This is a genomic window from Rhodococcus sp. 008, from assembly GCF_001682295.1.
GTDB classification, from domain to species: Bacteria; Actinomycetota; Actinomycetes; order Mycobacteriales; family Mycobacteriaceae; genus Rhodococcus_F; species Rhodococcus_F qingshengii.
Genome location: NZ_CP012749.1, coordinates 1043824 through 1062127, shown reverse-complemented (window position 1 = coordinate 1062127; position 18304 = coordinate 1043824). Strand labels below are relative to the sequence as shown.

16 protein-coding genes are annotated in these 18304 nt (G+C 62.4%); 10 read left to right on the top strand and 6 right to left on the bottom strand.

What is annotated here, in order from left to right; all coding sequences use genetic code 11:
- Position 1: 1 nt before the first annotated feature.
- The 5 genes from AOT96_RS04980 to AOT96_RS04960 all read right to left on the bottom strand — a co-directional run bounded on the left by AOT96_RS04980 (position 2) and on the right by AOT96_RS04960 (position 7215).
- The gene (locus tag AOT96_RS04980) at positions 2 to 1015 is read right to left on the bottom strand and encodes an ABC transporter permease (protein ID WP_003940249.1); all 1014 of its coding nucleotides are present in this window, start codon (positions 1013 to 1015) and stop codon (positions 2 to 4) included.
- A gap of 62 nt (positions 1016 to 1077) precedes the next feature.
- Positions 1078 to 2679 (bottom strand): ABC transporter substrate-binding protein, encoded by a 1602-nt coding sequence (locus AOT96_RS04975; RefSeq protein WP_030535172.1) that lies wholly within the window; start codon positions 2677 to 2679, stop codon positions 1078 to 1080.
- 227 nt (positions 2680 to 2906) lie between these two features.
- Complete coding sequence (locus AOT96_RS04970; RefSeq protein WP_064687688.1) at positions 2907 to 4505, bottom strand: ABC transporter substrate-binding protein; 1599 nt, start codon at positions 4503 to 4505, stop codon at positions 2907 to 2909.
- Positions 4506 to 4649: 144 nt separating this feature from the next.
- Complete coding sequence (locus tag AOT96_RS04965; RefSeq protein ID WP_007731373.1) at positions 4650 to 6251, bottom strand: PucR family transcriptional regulator; 1602 nt, start codon at positions 6249 to 6251, stop codon at positions 4650 to 4652.
- Positions 6252 to 6300: 49 nt separating this feature from the next.
- Positions 6301 to 7215, bottom strand: coding sequence for an SDR family NAD(P)-dependent oxidoreductase (locus tag AOT96_RS04960; protein ID WP_007731375.1), 915 nt, complete (start codon positions 7213 to 7215; stop codon positions 6301 to 6303).
- Positions 7216 to 7315: 100 nt separating this feature from the next.
- Between AOT96_RS04960 and AOT96_RS04955 the strand changes: the two genes are divergently transcribed.
- Together AOT96_RS04955 and AOT96_RS04950 are read left to right on the top strand one after the other, a co-directional pair.
- Complete coding sequence (locus AOT96_RS04955; protein ID WP_047271145.1) at positions 7316 to 7933, top strand: TetR/AcrR family transcriptional regulator; 618 nt, start codon at positions 7316 to 7318, stop codon at positions 7931 to 7933.
- A 300-nt stretch (positions 7934 to 8233) separates the two neighbouring features.
- Positions 8234 to 9385 (top strand): magnesium and cobalt transport protein CorA, encoded by a 1152-nt coding sequence (locus AOT96_RS04950; protein WP_065351381.1) that lies wholly within the window; start codon positions 8234 to 8236, stop codon positions 9383 to 9385.
- Between the two features lie 88 nt (positions 9386 to 9473).
- Here the strand turns inward: AOT96_RS04950 and lppU are convergent, their stop codons facing one another.
- Positions 9474 to 10091, bottom strand: a complete 618-nt coding sequence (lppU, locus tag AOT96_RS04945) for an LppU family putative lipoprotein (protein WP_007731384.1) — start codon at positions 10089 to 10091, stop codon at positions 9474 to 9476.
- Between the two features lie 109 nt (positions 10092 to 10200).
- On the opposite strand from lppU, the gene AOT96_RS04940 reads away from it, so the two are divergent.
- The 8 genes from AOT96_RS04940 (at position 10201) to AOT96_RS04905 (ending at position 18231) form a co-directional block, all read left to right on the top strand.
- Positions 10201 to 11247, top strand: coding sequence for an ATP-dependent DNA ligase (locus AOT96_RS04940; protein ID WP_065351380.1), 1047 nt, complete (start codon positions 10201 to 10203; stop codon positions 11245 to 11247).
- Complete coding sequence (ligD, locus tag AOT96_RS04935; protein WP_003940248.1) at positions 11247 to 12287, top strand: non-homologous end-joining DNA ligase; 1041 nt, start codon at positions 11247 to 11249, stop codon at positions 12285 to 12287. Before AOT96_RS04940 ends, ligD begins: the two co-directional genes overlap by 1 nt.
- 93 nt (positions 12288 to 12380) lie before the next feature.
- Positions 12381 to 12881 (top strand): DUF6764 family protein, encoded by a 501-nt coding sequence (locus AOT96_RS04930; protein ID WP_050793957.1) that lies wholly within the window; start codon positions 12381 to 12383, stop codon positions 12879 to 12881.
- Between the two features lie 108 nt (positions 12882 to 12989).
- Positions 12990 to 14201: a serine hydrolase domain-containing protein gene (locus AOT96_RS04925; RefSeq protein ID WP_007731391.1), complete on the top strand. Its 1212-nt coding sequence runs from the start codon at positions 12990 to 12992 to the stop codon at positions 14199 to 14201.
- A gap of 15 nt (positions 14202 to 14216) precedes the next feature.
- Positions 14217 to 14435 carry a dodecin gene (locus AOT96_RS04920; RefSeq protein WP_003939815.1) on the top strand — a complete coding sequence of 73 codons (219 nt, stop codon included), beginning with the start codon at positions 14217 to 14219 and terminating at the stop codon, positions 14433 to 14435.
- A 10-nt stretch (positions 14436 to 14445) separates the two neighbouring features.
- Positions 14446 to 15327, top strand: coding sequence for a hypothetical protein (locus AOT96_RS04915; RefSeq protein ID WP_007731393.1), 882 nt, complete (start codon positions 14446 to 14448; stop codon positions 15325 to 15327).
- An 81-nt stretch (positions 15328 to 15408) separates the two neighbouring features.
- Positions 15409 to 17091 carry an FAD-dependent oxidoreductase gene (locus tag AOT96_RS04910; protein ID WP_065351379.1) on the top strand — a complete coding sequence of 561 codons (1683 nt, stop codon included), beginning with the start codon at positions 15409 to 15411 and terminating at the stop codon, positions 17089 to 17091.
- A gap of 216 nt (positions 17092 to 17307) precedes the next feature.
- Positions 17308 to 18231 (top strand): L,D-transpeptidase, encoded by a 924-nt coding sequence (locus tag AOT96_RS04905; protein ID WP_007731397.1) that lies wholly within the window; start codon positions 17308 to 17310, stop codon positions 18229 to 18231.
- The last annotated feature ends 73 nt before the right edge of the window (positions 18232 to 18304 follow it).

Sequence of the window (18304 nt, the reverse complement as noted above, 5' to 3'; positions counted from 1 at the left end):
CTCAGTTCTCCCGAATTGTGGATCGTGGGTCGATGAGAGCGAGCACCACGTCGACGATGAAATTGATGAGAAGGACGATGGCGCCGTAGATCACGACCAGTGTCTGGGCGAGCGGGTAGTCCTTCTCGGTGATGGACTTGACCAGCGCCATGCCCATGCCGGGCCAGGCGAAGATGCTCTCGATGAGCACGGTGCCGGCAATCAGACCACCCAGGAGGAGTCCGGCGAGCGTCAGCGTCGACGTCATGAGGTTGGGCATTGCATGACGGAAGTAGATTCGTGCCACGGGCATTCGCTTGGCGCGCGCCGTACGGATGTAGTCCATGTCCAACACGCCGAGCGCCTCTGCACGGACGATGCGCGACATCGAGGCGATGGCACCGATCGACATGGCCGCGACCGGGAGGATGTAGCTTTCCGGTCCACCTCGGCCGGCGACGGGCAGAACAGGGAACGTGACGGCAAAGAGGTAGACCAGCGCCGTACCGAACATGAACTCGGGGATCACGGCGATGGTGCCCGACGTTGCGGTGTAACCGATCTCGACTCCGCGTCGTCGACCGTTGCGGGTCAGTGCAGCGAAGATGAGGCCGATCGGAATGCCCACTAGCAGCACCGTGACGACTGTGAGTACAGCCAGTTCGAGTGTTGCCGGTAGGCGGGACGCGATCACCTCGAAGACCGGAGTCCTCAAGGTGATCGAGTCACCGGGATTCCCGCTCAGCAACCCGCCGACGAATCGGAAGTACTGCTGCCACAAGGGAAGGTCGTAACCGAGCTGAGACCTCGTTGTCTCGACCAGTTCGACCGGTGCGTTCATTCCCAGAGCCAACCGAACCGGGTCTCCCGGAATCAGTTGGAGCATCAGGAACGCCGCAGTCACCAGCGCCCAGAGTGAAATCACGAAGGTGCCGAAACGACGCAGAAGATATGCGGGCCAGCTGTCGGACTCGAGCCACTTTGCTCGAGCCTGAGGCGCCGCTTCTGGTTTCGCGGCTTCAATAGTTTGACTCATGGGCTGTCTTTCCGGAGGGCGGGATGCTGGGGCGGGAAGGTATTTCAGAGTGGGCGGACGGCCTACTGGTAGAGACGCAGCGCAGAACCGTTGAGCGACTTGCCGAATGAGAGTCCGGCCTTGTTGAAGTACACGTTCATGACGGAGTCTGCGAAGGGCACGGCCGCGATCGTCTTGGTGAGCTCCGACTCGGCGTCGGCCCAGGCGTCACAAGCGTCGCTACCGGTCAGACCGGAAGCCTTGGTGGCTGCTGCTTCGTAGGCGGGGTTGCTGACCGATCCGAAGTTCTTGCCTGCTGCGGGAACCGGCCCGGCAAAGTACGCAGTGAAGGTGCTGGGCAGCGAGGAGTTGACCTGGACCCAGGCGATGTCCCAGGCAGAGTTGTCCTTGCCGCTCAGAATGACGTCGATGATCTTGTTCGAGTCGCCCCCGGTCACCTCGACGTTTGCGCCGAGTTCGGACCACGCCGACTGAGCAAGTTCGGCCGCCGCGTTGCGCGGATCGTCGGTGCCGTCGTACACGAGGCGGAGGTTGAGCGGCTTGCCATCCTTGCTTCGCTTGCCGTCAGCGCCGGCGGTCCAACCAGCGCCGTCCAGTGTTGCCTTGGCGGCAGTGAGGTCGAAGTCCGGAATGTTGCCTGCGACAGAGTCGTAAACGCAGGCGCGCGGTTCGACGGCGACGAGGCTGGTTGCCCGGACCCCGTGTCCGGCGGTGATGACCTGAGTGAGGTCGTCGAGATCGACCGCTTGGATCAGGGCCTTGCGCACTGCGGGATCGCTGGTGGGATTACTCGCGATCTGGTTGAAGTACATCTGGCCTGCCGGCAGAGGCCGACCGACGGAGTCCAGATTGGCTGCCGCGACGCGGTCCTTGTCCGGACCGGCGATCGGAGCTGCGTTGAGTTCACCCGAGAGCAGCTGATTTGCGGCGGTGCTCACGTTCGGCGACATGGCGGCGACGACCGTCTTGGGGACGCCCGGGGTGTCGGAGGTCGTGCCGTCGGGGCCCCAGTTGTAGCCCTCGCGACGCTGGAACGTGTAGTGGTCGTTGGCGGCAACTTCGGTGACTTCGAACATGCCGGTGCCGAGCGACTTCTTGTTCGACGCTGTCGGATCTTTCAATCCGGCCTCGCACAGGATCGGCAGGCGACCGACGTTGAGAAGAAGGAACGGGCTCGGCGCCGGAGTGGTCACCGTGACAGTGCGCGTTGCCGGATCGGCAGTCGCAGTGGCGCCGGTCGGCACGGAGGACCCGCGCAACTGTGAACCGTTGTCCGGGTTGGCCACGAAGTTGATGTTGTCCGCGACGGTCTGCGGTGTCAGCGTCGATCCGTCGGTACAGGTCACCCCGTCACGGATGGTGAAGGACGCCGAGGTCGGGGTCTCCTCCCACTTCTCCGCCAACCACGGTCCGACTTCACTGGTATCGGGATCCTGGTAGATCAGGTAGTCGTACGCCAAACGCGACAACTCGGCGGTCGCCGAGGCGGCCGACATGATCGGGTTGAGTGCACCCGGATCGGCCTGCAGGGCGAAACGGAAGGTCCCGTCGGTGGCCGGTTCACCGCCACTGGCGCCCGAGGACGTGCCTCCCGAGCCACAAGCAGACAACACAAGCGTGAGCCCTGCGGCTGCCGCAAGTGTTGGATAGAAGCGGTGTTTCATGGTGCCTCCGTGATGGAGCAGGGGCCCGAGCGAAAAACGTGAGGGCGCGGTTGAGTGTTGACTGCTAAATCTTGGCGCATGACGTGACGCGCATCTCTGTCGATCCTCACGAAAATCGGGTCGATTTTCGTCCGCTCCCACGAAAACCGTCAGGATCAGTGAATACCTGTCCGTATACCGACAGCGACCGGCGAAACACGACGATTTCCCCGGTCGCTACCGGCGGTCTACTGGTACAGGCGCAGGGCCGAACCGATGAAATTGCGGCCGAATGCAAGACCCGCATTGTTGAAGTAGAGAGTCGTGATCTTGTCGGCAAAAGGTACCGCCGAGTTTGCTTTGATGATCTCGGACTCAGCGTCTGCCCAAGCGGCACAAGCGTCCTCGCCCGTCAGCCCGGAAGCCTTGGTGACGGCTGCGTCGTAGGCCGGGTTGGAGATCGACGCAAAGTTCATTCCCGCAGCGGGCACCGGACCGGAGAGGAAGGGGACCAGCATGCTGGGCAGCGCGACGTTGATCGGCTCCCACGCGACATCCCACGCCGTGTTGTCCTTGCCGCTGAGTGCGACATCGAGAATCTTGTTCGAGTCTCCACTGGTGAGTTCAACGGTGGCGCCCAGGTCGTTCCACGCGTTGACTGCGACGTCGGCGGCAGCATCGGTCGCGTCGCCGAACGTCTCGTAGACCATCCGAATTCGGAGCGGTGTGCCGTCCTTGCTGCGTTTACCGTCCGCGCCGACCTTCCAGCCCGCAGACTCGAGAGTTGCTGCGGCCGCACTGGTATCGAAGTCCGGTAGGTTTCCGGCGACAGAGTCGTAGATGCAGGCCCGCGGTTCGATGGACACCATCGTGGTCGATCGGGTTCCGCGGCCGGCGGTGAAGATCTCGGCGAGGTCGTCGAGATTGAGAGCCTGGACCAGCGCCTTGCGTACGGCAGGATCGCTCGTCGGATTGCCGGGACTGTGGTTGAAGAACATCTCGCCCGCTGGAGCAGGCTGCTTGACGGTATCCAAGTTCGCGGCGTTCATGCGGTCCTGATCGGGGCCGGAGACGGCAGCGGCATTCAGATCACCGGACAACACCTGGTTGGCCGCTGTGCTGTTGTTCGTGATGATGGATGCGACGACATTCTTGGGTACACCGGCAGTGTCGGAGGTAGTGCCGTCCGGTCCCCAGTTGTATCCGTCGCGCCGAACGTAGGAGTAATGATCGTTGGCGACTGCCTCGGTCATCTGGAACATGCCCGACCCGAAGGTCGTCTTGTTTGCCGCCGTCGGATCCTTCAACCCGGCCTCGCACATGATCGGTATTCGCGCCAGGTTGAGAAGCAGGAACGGAGAGGGTTCCGGAGTTGTGACCGTTACGGTCCGGGCCGCCGGGTCGGCGGTGGCAGTTGCAGTTGCCGGTGCGTACACCCCGCGGAGAGCGGATTTGTTTGCTGCGTTGGTGATGAAATTGACGTTGTCGGCGACGGTCTGGGCAGTCAGAGCGGATCCGTCGTTACAGGTGACGCCGTCGCGAATGGTGAAGGACGCGGAAGTGGTTGTCTCTTCCCATTTCTCGGCGAGCCACGGCTTGGTTACGCCGGTATCGGGATCCGGATGGAGCAGATAGTCGTAGCTCAGACGCGCCAGTTGGTGCGCCGGCGAAGCGGCGGTCATCAGCGGATTCAGAGCGCCGGGGTCGGCCACGAGAGCCAATTTGAAGGTGCCGTCCGTGACGGGTTCACCCCCACCCGAACCCGATGAGCCACCCGTTGAGCACGCGGTCAGGGCAAGAACGGTGCCAGTTGCCGCAGCCAGTAGTGCGTAGGACCGTTGTTTCATGGTGCCTCCGGAAGGTGTGGTCCCGCCCGAGTGACGCGAGGTCTGTCGGGTCAGGAGCAAAAGACGATTGCTTGAATCTTCACCCAACAAAAGAACGAGAACATCGTCCGGATTTACGAATGTTTCGTGAGACTTGGTAGATCGCTACAACATTGTCGGATGGAAGAGACGAAGCTGGAGCATCAGGCTGAATCGAGTTTCCGGATCATCGAGATCGATGCCGGCAATCCCGGCAAGCTTCTTGAGGCGGTACCGGAACGTGTTGACGTGGATGTGAACCAAGGACGCAGCAGCCGGAATGTCGCCGAACGTGTCGAGCCAGGCGCGGAGCGTGTCGACAAGGTTGATGTCGTGACTGCGGTCGTACTCACGCAGTACCGCGAGCGGACCCGATGCGGTCTCGTTCTCGTCCGCCAGGGCGTCGGAGAGGCGCAGAAGTAGGGAATTGATCTGCACGTCGTCGGCGCGCGCGACGGTCCGGCCCGAGGAATTCCACGTCGACCTCAGAACGCGAAGCGCTCGGTCGGCTTCGTCGCGTGACTTCTCCAGCGTCATCACGTCGGCCACTGTCGCACCGATTCCGATGACCACCGACTTTTCCGAACGGGAACGGTCTGCAAACTCCGACGCGATCCGACGCACGTAGTCGTCGTCGGTCTGATGCCGGGTGTGTGGGATTACGGCGTAGACGGTGCCGCCGATCGCTGCCGCCACCGACAGCGGAAATACTTGGTCGAGATAGGTATTGAGTGTCAGGGCCAGTTGATCGACGTCGGCTTCGGCCTCCAACGATGCACCGGCGCCGCTACGGAAGCCGGCCGCAAGCACGTTTGCTTTCGAACGGCCGTAGCCCAGTCGCTCGGCCGCTTCCTTCGCTGAAGTGCCGCCACTCAGTAACGTGATCACCTCGCCCAACCTCAGTCGTCGTGCGGAATCGGCGGCCAGCTTGGCGCGAAGTAAACTCATCGCGGCCACGCCCGCTGCCTCGACGAGCGTTTTGACCTGCAATTCGTTCGGCTCCTCGTCCAAGATCACCCAGATCGAACCGAGGATCTGCGATGCCGCATGTATTCGCATGCCGACGCGGGGCCTGATGCCCGGCCCGATACCCGGTAGAAATACCGGCAGGGTAGAGCCGTAGATCTTGTTGAAATACCCCATTGACCTGAGCCGATCGGAATAGTGCTGCGGCACTTGATGTCCGAGGACACTCTGCTTACGTGCCTCGTCGCCGAAGGCTTGATCTGCCGAGAACGCGAGGATCCGGCTCGACTGATTCTCGATGGTGACCGGGCCGTTCAATACCTGAGCGATAGAGTTGGCAAGATCGAACAGGTCGGCGTCGGCGGCCGACGTGCGGTCCCCGTTGTTGCCGGATTCGAGGATCTCGTTGATCAACGACGCGCTTTGCAGCCAGCTTGCATCCTTGACCATTCCGAGGAGTGCGACGTCGGTGTCGGCCACCGCTTTCTCGACGAGGCCGTCGAAGTCCAGGGGCTCTTTGACGATCAGCGCTACCGCACCTGCCGAGCCGTATTCTCTTACCGCCGTTGCGATATCGGCCGAACCTGCGAGACCTGCGCCGAGTACGACGGCGCCCGCACTGTCCTGGGTAGCTTCGGACCCTTCGTGCAGGGTCACGCGGCTGACAGTGCGGGCGCCGTCGACGGTGTCGCCACCGCTGAGGAACGTCATTCCCAGTCTGTCGACGATGTCGACGATCGATACTCCCGTAGGTGTGGTCACCACCACACCTTAGGGGGAGCGGGGTCGATCAGTTGTCTGGTTGCCCGGCTCAGTTGCTGGGCTGCTCCGCCACGGCCTTCTCGACGAACCGGCGGGTCTGATCGAACGCCGCGGGCACCTGGACGGAATCGGTCATGTCACTGATCTCGGACCACCGTTCGGCGACGACCTCGGGGGAGAGTGCGCCTTCGGGGATGTAGACGCCCTGCGACTCCTCCATGCGAGCGATCGCGAAGACGCCGGCGCCGGCGCTGAGGATGGTCTTCGTCGGTGCGTCATCGGAGACCATGAACAGTGCGCCGGGTGAAATCGATTCGGGTGCAAGCAGAGCGAGAGTCTTCTCGTCGAGGAGGTCTTCGGTCATGCGGGTCGCGGCGGTCGGGGCCAGCGAGTTGACGCGGATGCCCTTGCGTTCGCCCTCGATGGCGAGAACGTTCATCAGGCCGACGACGCCGGACTTCGCGGCGCCGTAGTTCGCCTGGCCGAAGTTGCCGTAAATTCCCGATGCCGACGTAGTCATGAGGATGCGTCCGTAGTTCTGTTCGACCATGTGCGGCCAGACTGCCTTGGAACAGATGACGGAACCCATCAGATGCACGTCGATGACTTTGCGGAAGTCGTCGAGCTCGGCCTTGATGAACGACTTGTCGCGCAGGATTCCGGCGTTGTTGATCAGGATGTCCACGCGGCCCCACTTGTCCACGGCCGTCGCGACCATGGCGGCAACGGCGTCGACGTCGGTGATGTCGCAGTGGTCCGCGATGGCCTCGCCGCCCAGCTCGACGATTTCCGCCACGACTTTGGCGGCTGCGGTATCAGCGCCGCCACTGCCGTTGACCGAGCCACCCATGTCGTTGACGACGACGCGTGCGCCGCGTGCGGCGAGGGCCAATGCGTGTGAACGGCCGAGTCCGCCGCCTGCGCCCGTGATGATCGCTACCTTGCCGGAAAAATCCAACGACATTGGAAAACCTCTCTGATCTGGGATACTACTCAGTATTACTATGCGATGGCGTGGAAACAGTCAAGGGCCGGCAGGCAGTGTGAATGGGAGCGGAAGTCGAATGAGTAGTGATCTTCCGGACGTGCGATCCGCGATAATCACCAGCGCCGCCGACGCCTTTGCCGAAGACGGTTACGCAGCCACGACTGTAGATTTACTGGCCGATCGAATCGGCGCCACCAAAGGTCTTGTCTACTACCACTTTCGTTCGAAGTTCGACATCTACCTGGCAATCTACGAGCGCGGGATGAGCCTGCTCCGCGCTGAGGTCGAGTCTCGGATGGGCGGGGCAGAAAGCGGCCTCGCGCGTCTCGAAGCGATGTCGCACGCCCACCTGGTCAATCTCATGACACATCTCGGGTACCACCACACGATCCACCAAGGTGTCCGCGGTCAGATGAACTCCGCGCTCAAGCCGAGGCAACAGCAAGTCCTCGTGGAACTGAATTCGCTGCGACTCGACTACGAGAATCTGTTCGTCGACGTGATGACCGAAGGTGTCGCGGATGGTTCCATTCGTGTGCGCTCACCGCGAATGGCGGCAAAAGTACTCCTCAGCAGTCTCAACGGCATCGACCTCTGGTACCGAAGGCGTGAAGGGCAGACGTTGGCGGAGACGGAGTCGTTGGCGGATCAGATCGTCGAACTCCTGATCGGCGGATTGCGCGCCGCGAACTGACTGAAAGTTGCATTCACCGAGGGTTTCCTCCGATCGATTCGTGCTGTCCTGCGGCTTGTCGTTCGGTTTGTCGTGCCCTGACAGTCGGGGTAGCATGTTGGCGTCGTGCGCGGACTTGCGTAGGAATTCAGGGAAGAGGAGGTGTGGCTGTAATGCGTGGCCAACCTCCGAGTACCAACTGAAGCTGTAGCCGCCCGGGTTGATCCGGTATTTTGCTGCAGCTTCATCGTGTGTTCATCGGCTTCGGCTTTGCTGTGAAGCAAGCGTCGTCGTTCATTCTTCCCTCGAAAGCTGTTCAGCATGCGCGAATTTCGTCGTTCACGTTCGGTACTGCCGCGTCGTTCCGCGGGGCTCGGTGACTCACATCCCGGACACTCGCGTGCCGCACGCACCGTCGTCAAGGCTGCCCCGCCCGAGGCGGTGGCGCCCGTCGAATCGACCGTCGTCAACAGCGGCGTGTACCGCGACGGCGAGCGGATAGCGTCACCGTCCACGCTGGCGGAAGCACTGTCATGCCTTCCGGATTCGCAGTCGATGGCGTGGATCGGCATGTACCGGCCCGACGACGCCCAGTTGTATGCCGCTGCACAACATTTCGACCTCCATGAACTGGCGGTCGAGGATGCGATCGTCGCGCACCAGCGCCCCAAGCTCGAGCGCTACGGCAAGACACTGTTCGTGGTGCTGCGTGCTGCGCGGTACCGCGACGAGACCGAGCGGGTCGAATTCGGCGAGTTGCACATCTTCTGTGGTCCGAACTTCATTCTGACCGTCCGTCACAGTGAATCGCCGGATCTGTCGGCGGTGCGGACTCGCATGGAGAACGATCCTGAACTGTTGCGGTTGGGTACCGAGGCCGTTCTCTATGCCATTCTCGACGCAGTCGTCGACGGGTACGCGCCGGTGGTGGCCGGCCTGCAGAACGACATCGACGAGATCGAAACCGAAGTGTTCAGTGGCGATCCCGGGGTATCGCGTCGCATCTACGAACTGACCCGTGAGGTGATCGAATTCCAGCGGGCGACGCGTCCGCTGCTGGGAATGCTGCGTGGGTTGTCGGCAGGGTTCGACAAGTACCACACGGACGAGGAACTCCAGCGATACCTGCGCGACGTCACCGACCATGCGACGACTGTGGTGGAGCGGGCCGACGGCTTTCGTCAGTTGCTCGGAAACATCCTCACGGTGAACGCAACTCTGGTGTCGCAGAACCAGAACGAGGAGATGCGCAATCTGACGCAGGCGAGCTACGCGCAGAACGAGGAGATCAAGAAGGTCTCGGCGTGGGCGGCAATTCTCTTCGCGCCGACGCTCATCGGAACCGTGTACGGGATGAACTTCGACGACATGCCGGAACTGCACTGGCACTTGGGCTATCCGTTTGCGCTCTCGATGATGTTCCTGACCTGTGGAAGTCTCTACACGATCTTCAAGCGTCGGGGCTGGCTGTAGAAAGCGCCGGCTGTAGAAAGCGCTGTGCGCCTTGCCAACCGAGATCGGTTGGCAAGGCGCACAGGTGTTTTTCGGGAGGGCGCTCGAATCAGAGCGTTGCGACGCAGACCGTGAACTTACGTTCCGGGTGCTCGAATCCCGAGTCTGCCCCCGAACCGCATTCGTCGATCGACGTGGAGTTCTGCAGGATTTCGACGACCTCGACTACATTGGTGCCGCTGGTATCCGAGCATTCGATGCGGGCGGGCTCGTCCATTCCGCTGCCGAGGTCCATGCATCCGCCGACTACCCAGTCGACGTCGAGACAGACAGCGCCCTGCTCGTCACCCGCGAGGGTCTCGTAGTAGTACGAGTCGACATCGGAGGCACACAGATCAGAGGTGGGAACCTTGGCGACCACCTTGTAGTTGGAATCCTTGCTACCGCAGTCCGCGTTGTCGATTTCTGCGGCCGTCGTGGTGCCTCCGAGCTTGACGCAATCACCGATCGACACGTCGATGTCGACGTCGCCGCCGTCGTCCGAGCCCTCCTGGCCGGTGATCTTCGAGGTGGTCGGGGCCGCGGAGGTAGTGGTCGAATCGGCAACCGAGGAAGATGATTCCGCAATGGCTTTCGGCTCGATGTCGGAACCGCAACCGACGGTGAAGGCGGCGATTGCAGAAGTTGCGATCACCGCAGTGCAAAGTCGCCGGACGATTCCGGACATAAGGACCCCTTTGTTGATTCTTGGATAATTCTGTTGGTTCGTGGATTGTTCGGGACCTATTCCAATACATCGGTAGTCGAATTGCCAACCGGACTGTCAGTATGGGTAGGTGGAGCTACCCCTGATGCCGCCGCTTGCCCCGATGCTCGCGAAGGCTGCGGCCACTGTGCCGCCTCAGCCCGAGTCCGGTGACCCGACGTGGTCGTACGAGCCGAAATGGGACGGATTTCGAGCAATCATCTTTCGTGACGGTGACGAAGTGGTGCTCGGATCGCGAGGAGGAAAGGACCTGGCGCGGTACTTTCCCGAAGCGGTGGAAGCTGTCAAGTCTGAATTGCCCGAAAAATGTGTCGTGGACGGAGAACTGGTGGTTCCCCGTGAGATCGACGGTGTGACGCGTCTGAGTTGGGAAGCGCTCTCCGAGCGGATTCATCCCGCCGCGAGCCGCGTCGCATTGTTGTCGGAACAGACGCCAGCGCAATTTGTCGGGTTCGATTTACTGGCGCTCGGCGATCGCGACGTCTCGATCGAGGACTTCGGGGTCCGACGTGCGCTGCTCCTCGATTGCATCGGTGGCGGGCCGAGTTGCCACGTCACGGCAGCGACGGCAGACAGCGCCGAAGCAATGGCCTGGTTCGAAACCTTCGAAGGCGCGGGTCTCGACGGGGTTGTCGCCAAGAAGCTGGCGGGACCGTACCTGCCGAACAAGCGCGAGATGATCAAGGTGAAACACGCCAGGACCGCGGATGTCGTACTGCTGGGCTACCGTCCCCACAAGAGTCAGCCAGGTATCGGGTCGATGCTTCTTGGTCTGTACGACGGTTCCGAATTGAAGATGGTCGGTGGCGCTTCTGCTTTCACCGCGGCGCGGCGGATCGAGTTGTTGGCCGAACTCGAACCTTTGCGCCTCGGGGACGGCGTTGTAGCCGAGGGAGAGGCCAGCCGGTGGAGATCGGCCGCAGACCGCTCCTGGATTCCGCTTCGTCCTGAGCGGGTGCTCGAAGTGGCGTACGACCAGATGGAAGGGGAACGCTTTCGGCACGCTGCACGATTCCTGCGCTCGCGTCCGGACAGGGTGCCCGACGAATGCACATTCGATCAGTTGGAGGTTCCGGTGCGATACGACTTCGCGGATGTTCTTGCAGGCGGTAAGTGATGGCGAGCCCGGCAGAGGAACTGGACGTCGACGGGATCGCGGTCCGATTGTCGAGCCCGGACAAGATCTACTATCCGCAGTTGGGTGAGGACGGCGGAACCAAACGGCATCTTGTCGAGTACTACCGAACGGTGGCGCTGCAGGGTGCAGCGTTGCGGGCGCTCCAAGATCGGCCCACGCATCTTCAGCGATTCCCCGACGGCATCGAGGGCGAAGAGGTTTACCAGAAGCGGCTGCCGGCAAAACGGCCCGAGCACGTCGAATCCTGCGAGGTCACGTTCCCGTCGGGTCGCAAGGCCGACGTCCTTCGAGTGCGAAGTGCTGCGAACATCGTGTGGGCCGCCAATCTCGGGACTGTCACGTTTCATCCCTGGGCCGTGCGGTGCCCGGACACCGACCACCCGGACGAACTGCGCATCGATCTCGATCCGCAACCGGGGACCGGGTTCGACGAGGCCGTTGCCATCGCGGACGAGGTCCTTCGCCCTCTGCTCGCTGAGTTGGGATTGGAAGGATTTCCCAAGACGTCCGGTGGCCGAGGCCTTCACGTCTACATCCCGCTCGAGGCGCGCTGGGATTTTGTCGAGGTCCGTCACGCGGGTATCGCCCTTGCTCGTGAAGTCGAGCGTCGTAGTGCCGATCGCGCCACAACCGCGTGGTGGAAGGAAGAGCGGGGTGAACGGATCTTCATCGACTTCAATCAGAATGCCCGTGACCGGACGATCGCGGCGGCGTATTCCGCTCGTAAGACGCCGATCGCAACTGTGTCGACGCCGGTGACCTGGGACGAACTGCGCGACGTGCATCCAGACGACTGCACCATCGCCACGGTTCCCGGCTTGCTCGCCGATCGTGGTGATCCGATGGAAGCCATGCACGACAAGGCCTTTGCCCTCGATGTTCTGTTGGAGATGTGGGAGAAGGATCTGGCGGCAGGACTGGGCGATCTGCCGTACCCGCCGAACTATCCCAAAATGCCCGGTGAACCCAAACGTGTTCAACCGAGCAAGGACCGCGATCGGAAGAACAAAGACGGGTAGCGTCAGAGGCGGACATATCGGGTAATTCGATCAGACGTCGAATGTACGGTCACGTCGAATGCACTGTGGGGGTTGGATATGGATCGCCGGAAAATGCGAGCAGCAAGCTTAGCGGCGGGCGGTGTGATTCTTGCCGCCTTCGGATTGTCACTCGGTAGCGGAACAGCGTCGGCCGCGACGTTGGATTGTTCGGCGCGCGGGCAAGATCAGACGATCGTCGACGGGTCATCCGCATGCCGAGCGGTGGCAGATCCCTCCAGTTACGCGATTTCACACGTCGAGGGCGACGGTGTCGGCGTCGCGGATTCTCGAGACGGTGGCAGGTCGGCAGGCGTCGGACTCTTCGGCGGCGTTGCTGCGGCGGAGTCGCGCGGTGGGTTACTTGCCGCCGTTGCGTACGGCCCGGGTTCGCTCGCACTCGGTCGCACCGACTCCTCACCATTTGCCGTCGTGCTCAGTGGGCCTGGTGGCAGAGCGGCGGTGGGTGACGCGGACGTCGGGGCGATCTGCTCAGGTGGTCCCACCCTTGTTTTCAATATCGCCACAGGTCAGGGATGTTTCAGCGACGGCACTTCGACGTGGGTCACCCCGTGAGGGCACCCCGGCCCTGAGCCTCTTGCGTGACAGTGGTCACAATGGTGTCAAGCTCCTGCCACCGATCGGGTGACCGGGCAACTTGATCAGCGGGGATCGGAGGACGCGATGACTCCCAGTGCACGACGGGGTTCACTCGCCCGGGTGGAGGTGCCTTCGCGCACCGAGCTGTACGTGGACCGGCGATTCCTTCCCTTGGCCGACCGCTTCTTCGCGATGTATCGCCAACCGCAACAAGGCGGCGGCGCTCTCGTCGTGTACCTGGGAGGCGAGAAAGTTCTCGACATCTGGGCCGGCAATGCCGATCGTGATCGGCGCTGGGACCACGACACGGTGTCGCTGTCGTTCTCGACCGGCAAAGGCGTCGCCAGCACCGTCGTTCACCGACTCGCCGAACGTGGGTTGATCGACTACGACGCCCCGGTTGCTCGGTACTGGCCTGAATTCGCGGCGGCCGGCAAGGACAAGATCACCGTCCGTGAACTGATGTCACATCGCGCGGGCCTTCACCGAGTTCGCGGCTTGATGCCGCATCCTCTCGACCTGATGGACTACGACGCGGTCGTTGCCGCCCTGGCTGCCGAGAAACCGGATCCGCGTCGGCTTCGAGGCCCCGGCTATCACGCTGTGACCTACGGCTGGTTGGTAGCCGAACTTGTGGCCAGGGTGTCCGGTCAGCCGTTCATCGACGTCGTACAAGCGGAGATAGCGAAGCCCCTCGGAGTCGACGAATTCTGGTACCGCGTACCCGAAACCGAGCGTCCACGGATCGCCAAGCTGTTCCCACATATCAACCCTGCCGGCTTGAACTGGGCCTTCGCGTCGACCGTGCTCTCACACGTCGGTCCGACTCGCGGACTCGCGGAGGCCGCGATGCCGGACGGTTTCGACGTCATGGTGCGCAACCCGGCTGTCCATGACGCCGTCATGCCGGGCTGGAACGGAGTGTTCAGCGCGCGTGCTCTCGCGAAGATGTACGGCGCCATCGCGAACGGCGGCGTGATCGACGGGAAGCGGTTCCTGAAGGAATCGACCATCGAACAGATGTCGACCATCCAGACTCGCGATCGGGATTACGTGCTGGCGGTGCGGCCCAACTGGACTCTCGGTTACCACCCGCCGATCATTGCCGCGCGGCGGCAGCCGCGGAATGCGATAGGCCACTACGGAGTCGGCGGTTCAGGCGCGTATGCGGACCTGTCCAGCGGACTCTCGCTCGGTTTCACCACCAACAGGTTGGGTAGTGCTGTGACAGCTCTCGGTGATCTTCGCCTTGCGAGGCTCGGCGCCGAGGCGCAGGAGTTGGTTCGTCGAATCTGACACGAAGGGAATGCCATGAGCAGCAACGTGTACCGGGTGACCGAGATCGTCGGCTCGTCCACCGAGAGCAGTGACGCGGCAATTCGCACCGCCATCGCCCGGGCGAACGAGACGGTGCGCAACCTCGAATGGTTCGAGGTGGTGGAAACTCGCGGCCACATCGAGAACGGCGCCGTGGCGCATTTCCAGGTCACGTTGAAGGTCGGCTTCCGGCTCGACGGCGACGAATCCTGAACCGTTCTTCATGACTGTTGATCTCACGGCAGCCGTCGGGTTCATGGCGGGACATGCCAGGACTCTCGATCGGCATCGGCTGAATTTGATTCTCGGACAGGGTGACCGGGCCGCGGCTTGTGCGGCCGTGGACGGTTATCGCAACCCGGACGGTGGGTACGGCTGGGGACTCGAACCGGATCTTCGCTCGGCAACCAGCCAACCTGGCGGAGCGCTGCATGCCTTCGAAGCCTTTGCCGACATCGGAACGCCGACGCCCAGAGCGGTCGAACTGTGCGACTGGTTGCAGACCAATTCGCTGGCAGGCGGCGGTTTACCCTTCGCCTTCCCGATTGCAGACCCAGCCGGGTGTGCGCCCTTCTGGGTGAGCGCGGACCCGTCGGCGCCGTCGTTGCAGATCACCAGCATCGTGTGTGCTGCAGCGGCTCGCGTTGCCGAATTCGACGAGGCCGTCGCCGAACATCCGTGGTTCGCCTCTGCCGTTCGATATTGCCTCGACGCGATCGACGGGGCCGATTCTCTGCATGCCCTCGAGCTCGCCTTTGCCTTGCAGTTTCTCGACGCGGTTCACCGGAACAGTCCCGAAGCGTCGTCGTTGGTGAGCACTCTTGGTTCGCGTATCCCGGCTGACGGCTTGGTTCACGTGGACGGGGGAGCCGAGGGCGAATTCATGCGGCCCCTCGATTTCTCACCGCTTCCCGGCGGCCCGACCCGCGCGTTGTTCGACGCATCAGTGATCGAGTCCGAACTGTCTGCGCTCGCTGCGCGACAACATGGCGACGGCGGTTGGGCGGTGGATTTCGACAGCTATTCGCCCGTCGCGGCGTTGGAATGGCGAGGTCACGCCACCGTGCAGGCGGTGTGGCTGCTGAAGCGCAATGGGGTGATCTGAAAACGATTCTCGCGCCAAATTGGAACACGTTATAGTCTGGGAACCAGTTCGAGCTTCGTGTTTCAGGGATAGGGGAATGTCATGGCGTATGTGATCACGCAGCCGTGCTGCAACGACGCCTCGTGTGTTGACGTGTGTCCGGTCAATTGCATTCACCCGACACCGGACGAAGCCCCGTTCGCGACCACCGAAATGCTCTACATCGATCCCGACACCTGCATCGATTGTGGTGCGTGTGTGGACGAATGCCCGGTCGAGGCGATCTTCCCGGACAACGAACTCGACGAGGACGACGCGCCGTACCTGCAGATGAACGCGTCGTACTTCGAGAAGCATCCGATGGGCCCGGATTGGCCCGAGCCGATCACGATGGCCAAGATCGATCCCGAACTGGGAACGCTGAAAGTGGCGATCATCGGCTCCGGCCCGGCCGCCTGCTACGCGGCGATGGAACTGACCGGCAAGCCTCGCGTCGAGGTCGACATGTTCGATCGACTTCCCACTCCCTACGGATTGGTGCGCGCCGGCGTGGCTCCGGATCATCCCGGAACCAAAGGCGTCACCGATCAGTTCCGCGCCGTGGTCGCGAAAAAGACCGTGCGCTGCCACTTCAACGTCGAGGTGGGTACCCACATCTCGCATTCGGAACTGTTGGACCATCACCACGCAGTGATCTACGCGGTAGGCGCTGCCGGGGATCGCAAGCTCGAGATCCCGGGCGAGGATCTGCCGGGAAGTCACGCTGCCACCGAGTTCGTCGCCTGGTACAACGGCCACCCGGGATATGCCGATCGGACTTTCGATCTGTCCGGCGAGCGAGCGGTGATCGTCGGAAACGGCAACGTCGCACTCGACGTCGCACGCATCCTGGTGACCGACCCTGACCAGCTTGCGAAGACGGACCTCGCCGAGCACGCATTGGAAGCGCTGCGGAACAGCAAGATTCGTGAGGTGGTCATTCTCGGGCGTCGTGGGCCGGCGCAGGCCGCGTACACCAATCCCGAACTGTTGGCGCTCGGACAGATGGTGAACGTGGACGTAGTCGTCGACCCGATCGAAGCCGAACTCGACGAGGCCAGTCAGGCGTTCGTGGACAGCGATGCCGCCGAGCCGTCCGTCCTGCTCAAGGTCAAGCAGGCGCAGGAATTTGCTTCGCGTACCGCAGATCCTTCTCGCAAGCGGATCGTTCTCCGGTTCCTCACCTCTCCCGTCGAGGTCCTCGGCGACGGTGCAGTCTCACAGGTGCGGATCGTGAAAAACGAATTGGTGGCAACGCCGACCGGTCAGCTCTCCGCCCGGCCTACCGAAACCGAGGAGACGATCGACACTTCACTGGTGCTTCGGTCGGTCGGATACCGCGGCACACCGATGGCCGATTTGCCCTTCGACGACGCTCGCGGCGTGATCCCCAACGAGAACGGCAGAGTAATCGACACCGAGACCGGCACGCCGATCCCGGGTGTCTACGTCGCGGGTTGGATCAAGCGCGGACCGACTGGCGTGATCGGCACCAACAAGTACTGCTCCGCCGAGACCGTGTCGATGATCTTCGACGACTTCGCTGGTGGGCGCCTCGCCACCCCGACCGAGGATGCCGACAAGTTGCAGGTTTTGTTGGCAGACCGGTCGCCGGATCAGGTGGACTATCAAGGTTGGCAGCGGATCGACAAGGCAGAACGCGCATCCGGTGCCGCAACCGGACGGCCGCGAACCAAACTCATCTCCATCGAATCCATGTTGGCGGCTGCCCGGAGCGAGGGATAGCAACGTTTGGGCGAACATCCGAATTGCTCGATTGCCGCTTTTGTGTGTTAATGACTATGGAAATGTGCGGTTTGCTCTCTTCGGCGTGCTCGGGTGTGTAGGTGTGCTCCGAGCGGGTGCGTCCGAATGGTGCATCGGCATCGGTACCAGGCGGGTATCGATGCCGGCCGCGCAAAATCCACGTGAGTACGTGGTCAGTCGAGCGAAGGTAGTGACATGGGCAGCAAACAGGGTCGTCGGACGTCACGGGTTGCCGTGGCAATCGTCGGAGCAGTGGCCGCCGGCCTCGCTCTGGCCGGACCCTCAGCGGCTGTTCCGCTCTTTCCCGGTGGACCCGACATCCCGTTGCCCGTGATCCCCGGCGTTCCGTACCTCGACCCGGCAATTCCGGTTCCGGGCATCCCGGGTACGCCGATCCAGGCGCCCATCGGCGTCCCCAACTTCTCCGCTCCGTCGCTCAATCCGTCCGCGGGCGAGACCGTCGGTATCGCGCAACCGATCATCATTCGATTCAACGAGGCCGTCGGCGACCGTGCGACGGCCGAACGCGCTATTCGCGTGACCACCGATCCGCCGGTCGAGGGCAGCTTCTACTGGATCAACGACAGCCAGGTCCGTTGGAAGCCGACACAGTTCTGGCCGGCGAACATCTCCGTGACCGTCGACGCCGGTGATTCGCACTCCACGTTCAACATCGGTGATGCGCTCGTCACGGTCGCGGACGACAACACCAAGCAGGTCACGGTCACCCGCAACGGCGAGGTCGTGCGCACCATGCCGACGTCGTTCGGCAAGCCGGGCCACGAAACACCGAACGGCACGTACATCGTCGGCGAGCAGTTGCGCGACATGTACATGGATTCGTCCACGTACGGCGTTCCGATCGATTCTCCCGAGGGTTACCGCACCTACGTCGAGTACGCGACGCGAATTTCCTACAGTGGCATCTTCGTCCATGCAGCTCCGTGGTCGGTTGCGCAACAAGGTTTCACCAACGTCAGCCACGGCTGCCTCAATGTCAGCACCGAGGACGCCAAGTGGTTCTTCGAGAACGCAGGCAAGGGTGACCCGGTGATCGTGCAGAACACCGCAGGTGGAGTCCTCAGCGGCGCCGACGGATTGGGCGACTGGAACCGCTAGACATCGACGAGGAAGGCCCTGCGCGAGAAGTATTCGCGCAGGGCCTTTTTCGTGTCGCGTTCAGCTCGAGTGT

Excerpts from the sequence above, each read along its gene's own strand:
- AOT96_RS04970 (WP_064687688.1), bottom strand. The coding sequence starts at position 4,505 with ATGAAACAACGGTCCTACGCACTACTGGCTGCGGCAACTGGCACCGTT.
- AOT96_RS04915 (WP_007731393.1), top strand. The coding sequence starts at position 14,446 with ATGACTGTTGATCTCACGGCAGCCGTCGGGTTCATGGCGGGACATGCC.
- AOT96_RS04920 (WP_003939815.1), top strand. The coding sequence starts at position 14,217 with ATGAGCAGCAACGTGTACCGGGTGACCGAGATCGTCGGCTCGTCCACC.
- ligD (WP_003940248.1), top strand. The coding sequence starts at position 11,247 with ATGGCGAGCCCGGCAGAGGAACTGGACGTCGACGGGATCGCGGTCCGA.
- AOT96_RS04930 (WP_050793957.1), top strand. The coding sequence starts at position 12,381 with ATGCGAGCAGCAAGCTTAGCGGCGGGCGGTGTGATTCTTGCCGCCTTC.
- AOT96_RS04950 (WP_065351381.1), top strand. The coding sequence starts at position 8,234 with ATGCGCGAATTTCGTCGTTCACGTTCGGTACTGCCGCGTCGTTCCGCG.
- AOT96_RS04960 (WP_007731375.1), bottom strand. The coding sequence starts at position 7,215 with ATGTCGTTGGATTTTTCCGGCAAGGTAGCGATCATCACGGGCGCAGGC.
- lppU (WP_007731384.1), bottom strand. The coding sequence starts at position 10,091 with ATGTCCGGAATCGTCCGGCGACTTTGCACTGCGGTGATCGCAACTTCT.
- AOT96_RS04905 (WP_007731397.1), top strand. The coding sequence starts at position 17,308 with ATGGGCAGCAAACAGGGTCGTCGGACGTCACGGGTTGCCGTGGCAATC.
- AOT96_RS04980 (WP_003940249.1), bottom strand. The coding sequence starts at position 1,015 with ATGAGTCAAACTATTGAAGCCGCGAAACCAGAAGCGGCGCCTCAGGCT.
- AOT96_RS04975 (WP_030535172.1), bottom strand. The coding sequence starts at position 2,679 with ATGAAACACCGCTTCTATCCAACACTTGCGGCAGCCGCAGGGCTCACG.
- AOT96_RS04925 (WP_007731391.1), top strand. The coding sequence starts at position 12,990 with ATGACTCCCAGTGCACGACGGGGTTCACTCGCCCGGGTGGAGGTGCCT.
- AOT96_RS04910 (WP_065351379.1), top strand. The coding sequence starts at position 15,409 with ATGGCGTATGTGATCACGCAGCCGTGCTGCAACGACGCCTCGTGTGTT.
- AOT96_RS04955 (WP_047271145.1), top strand. The coding sequence starts at position 7,316 with ATGAGTAGTGATCTTCCGGACGTGCGATCCGCGATAATCACCAGCGCC.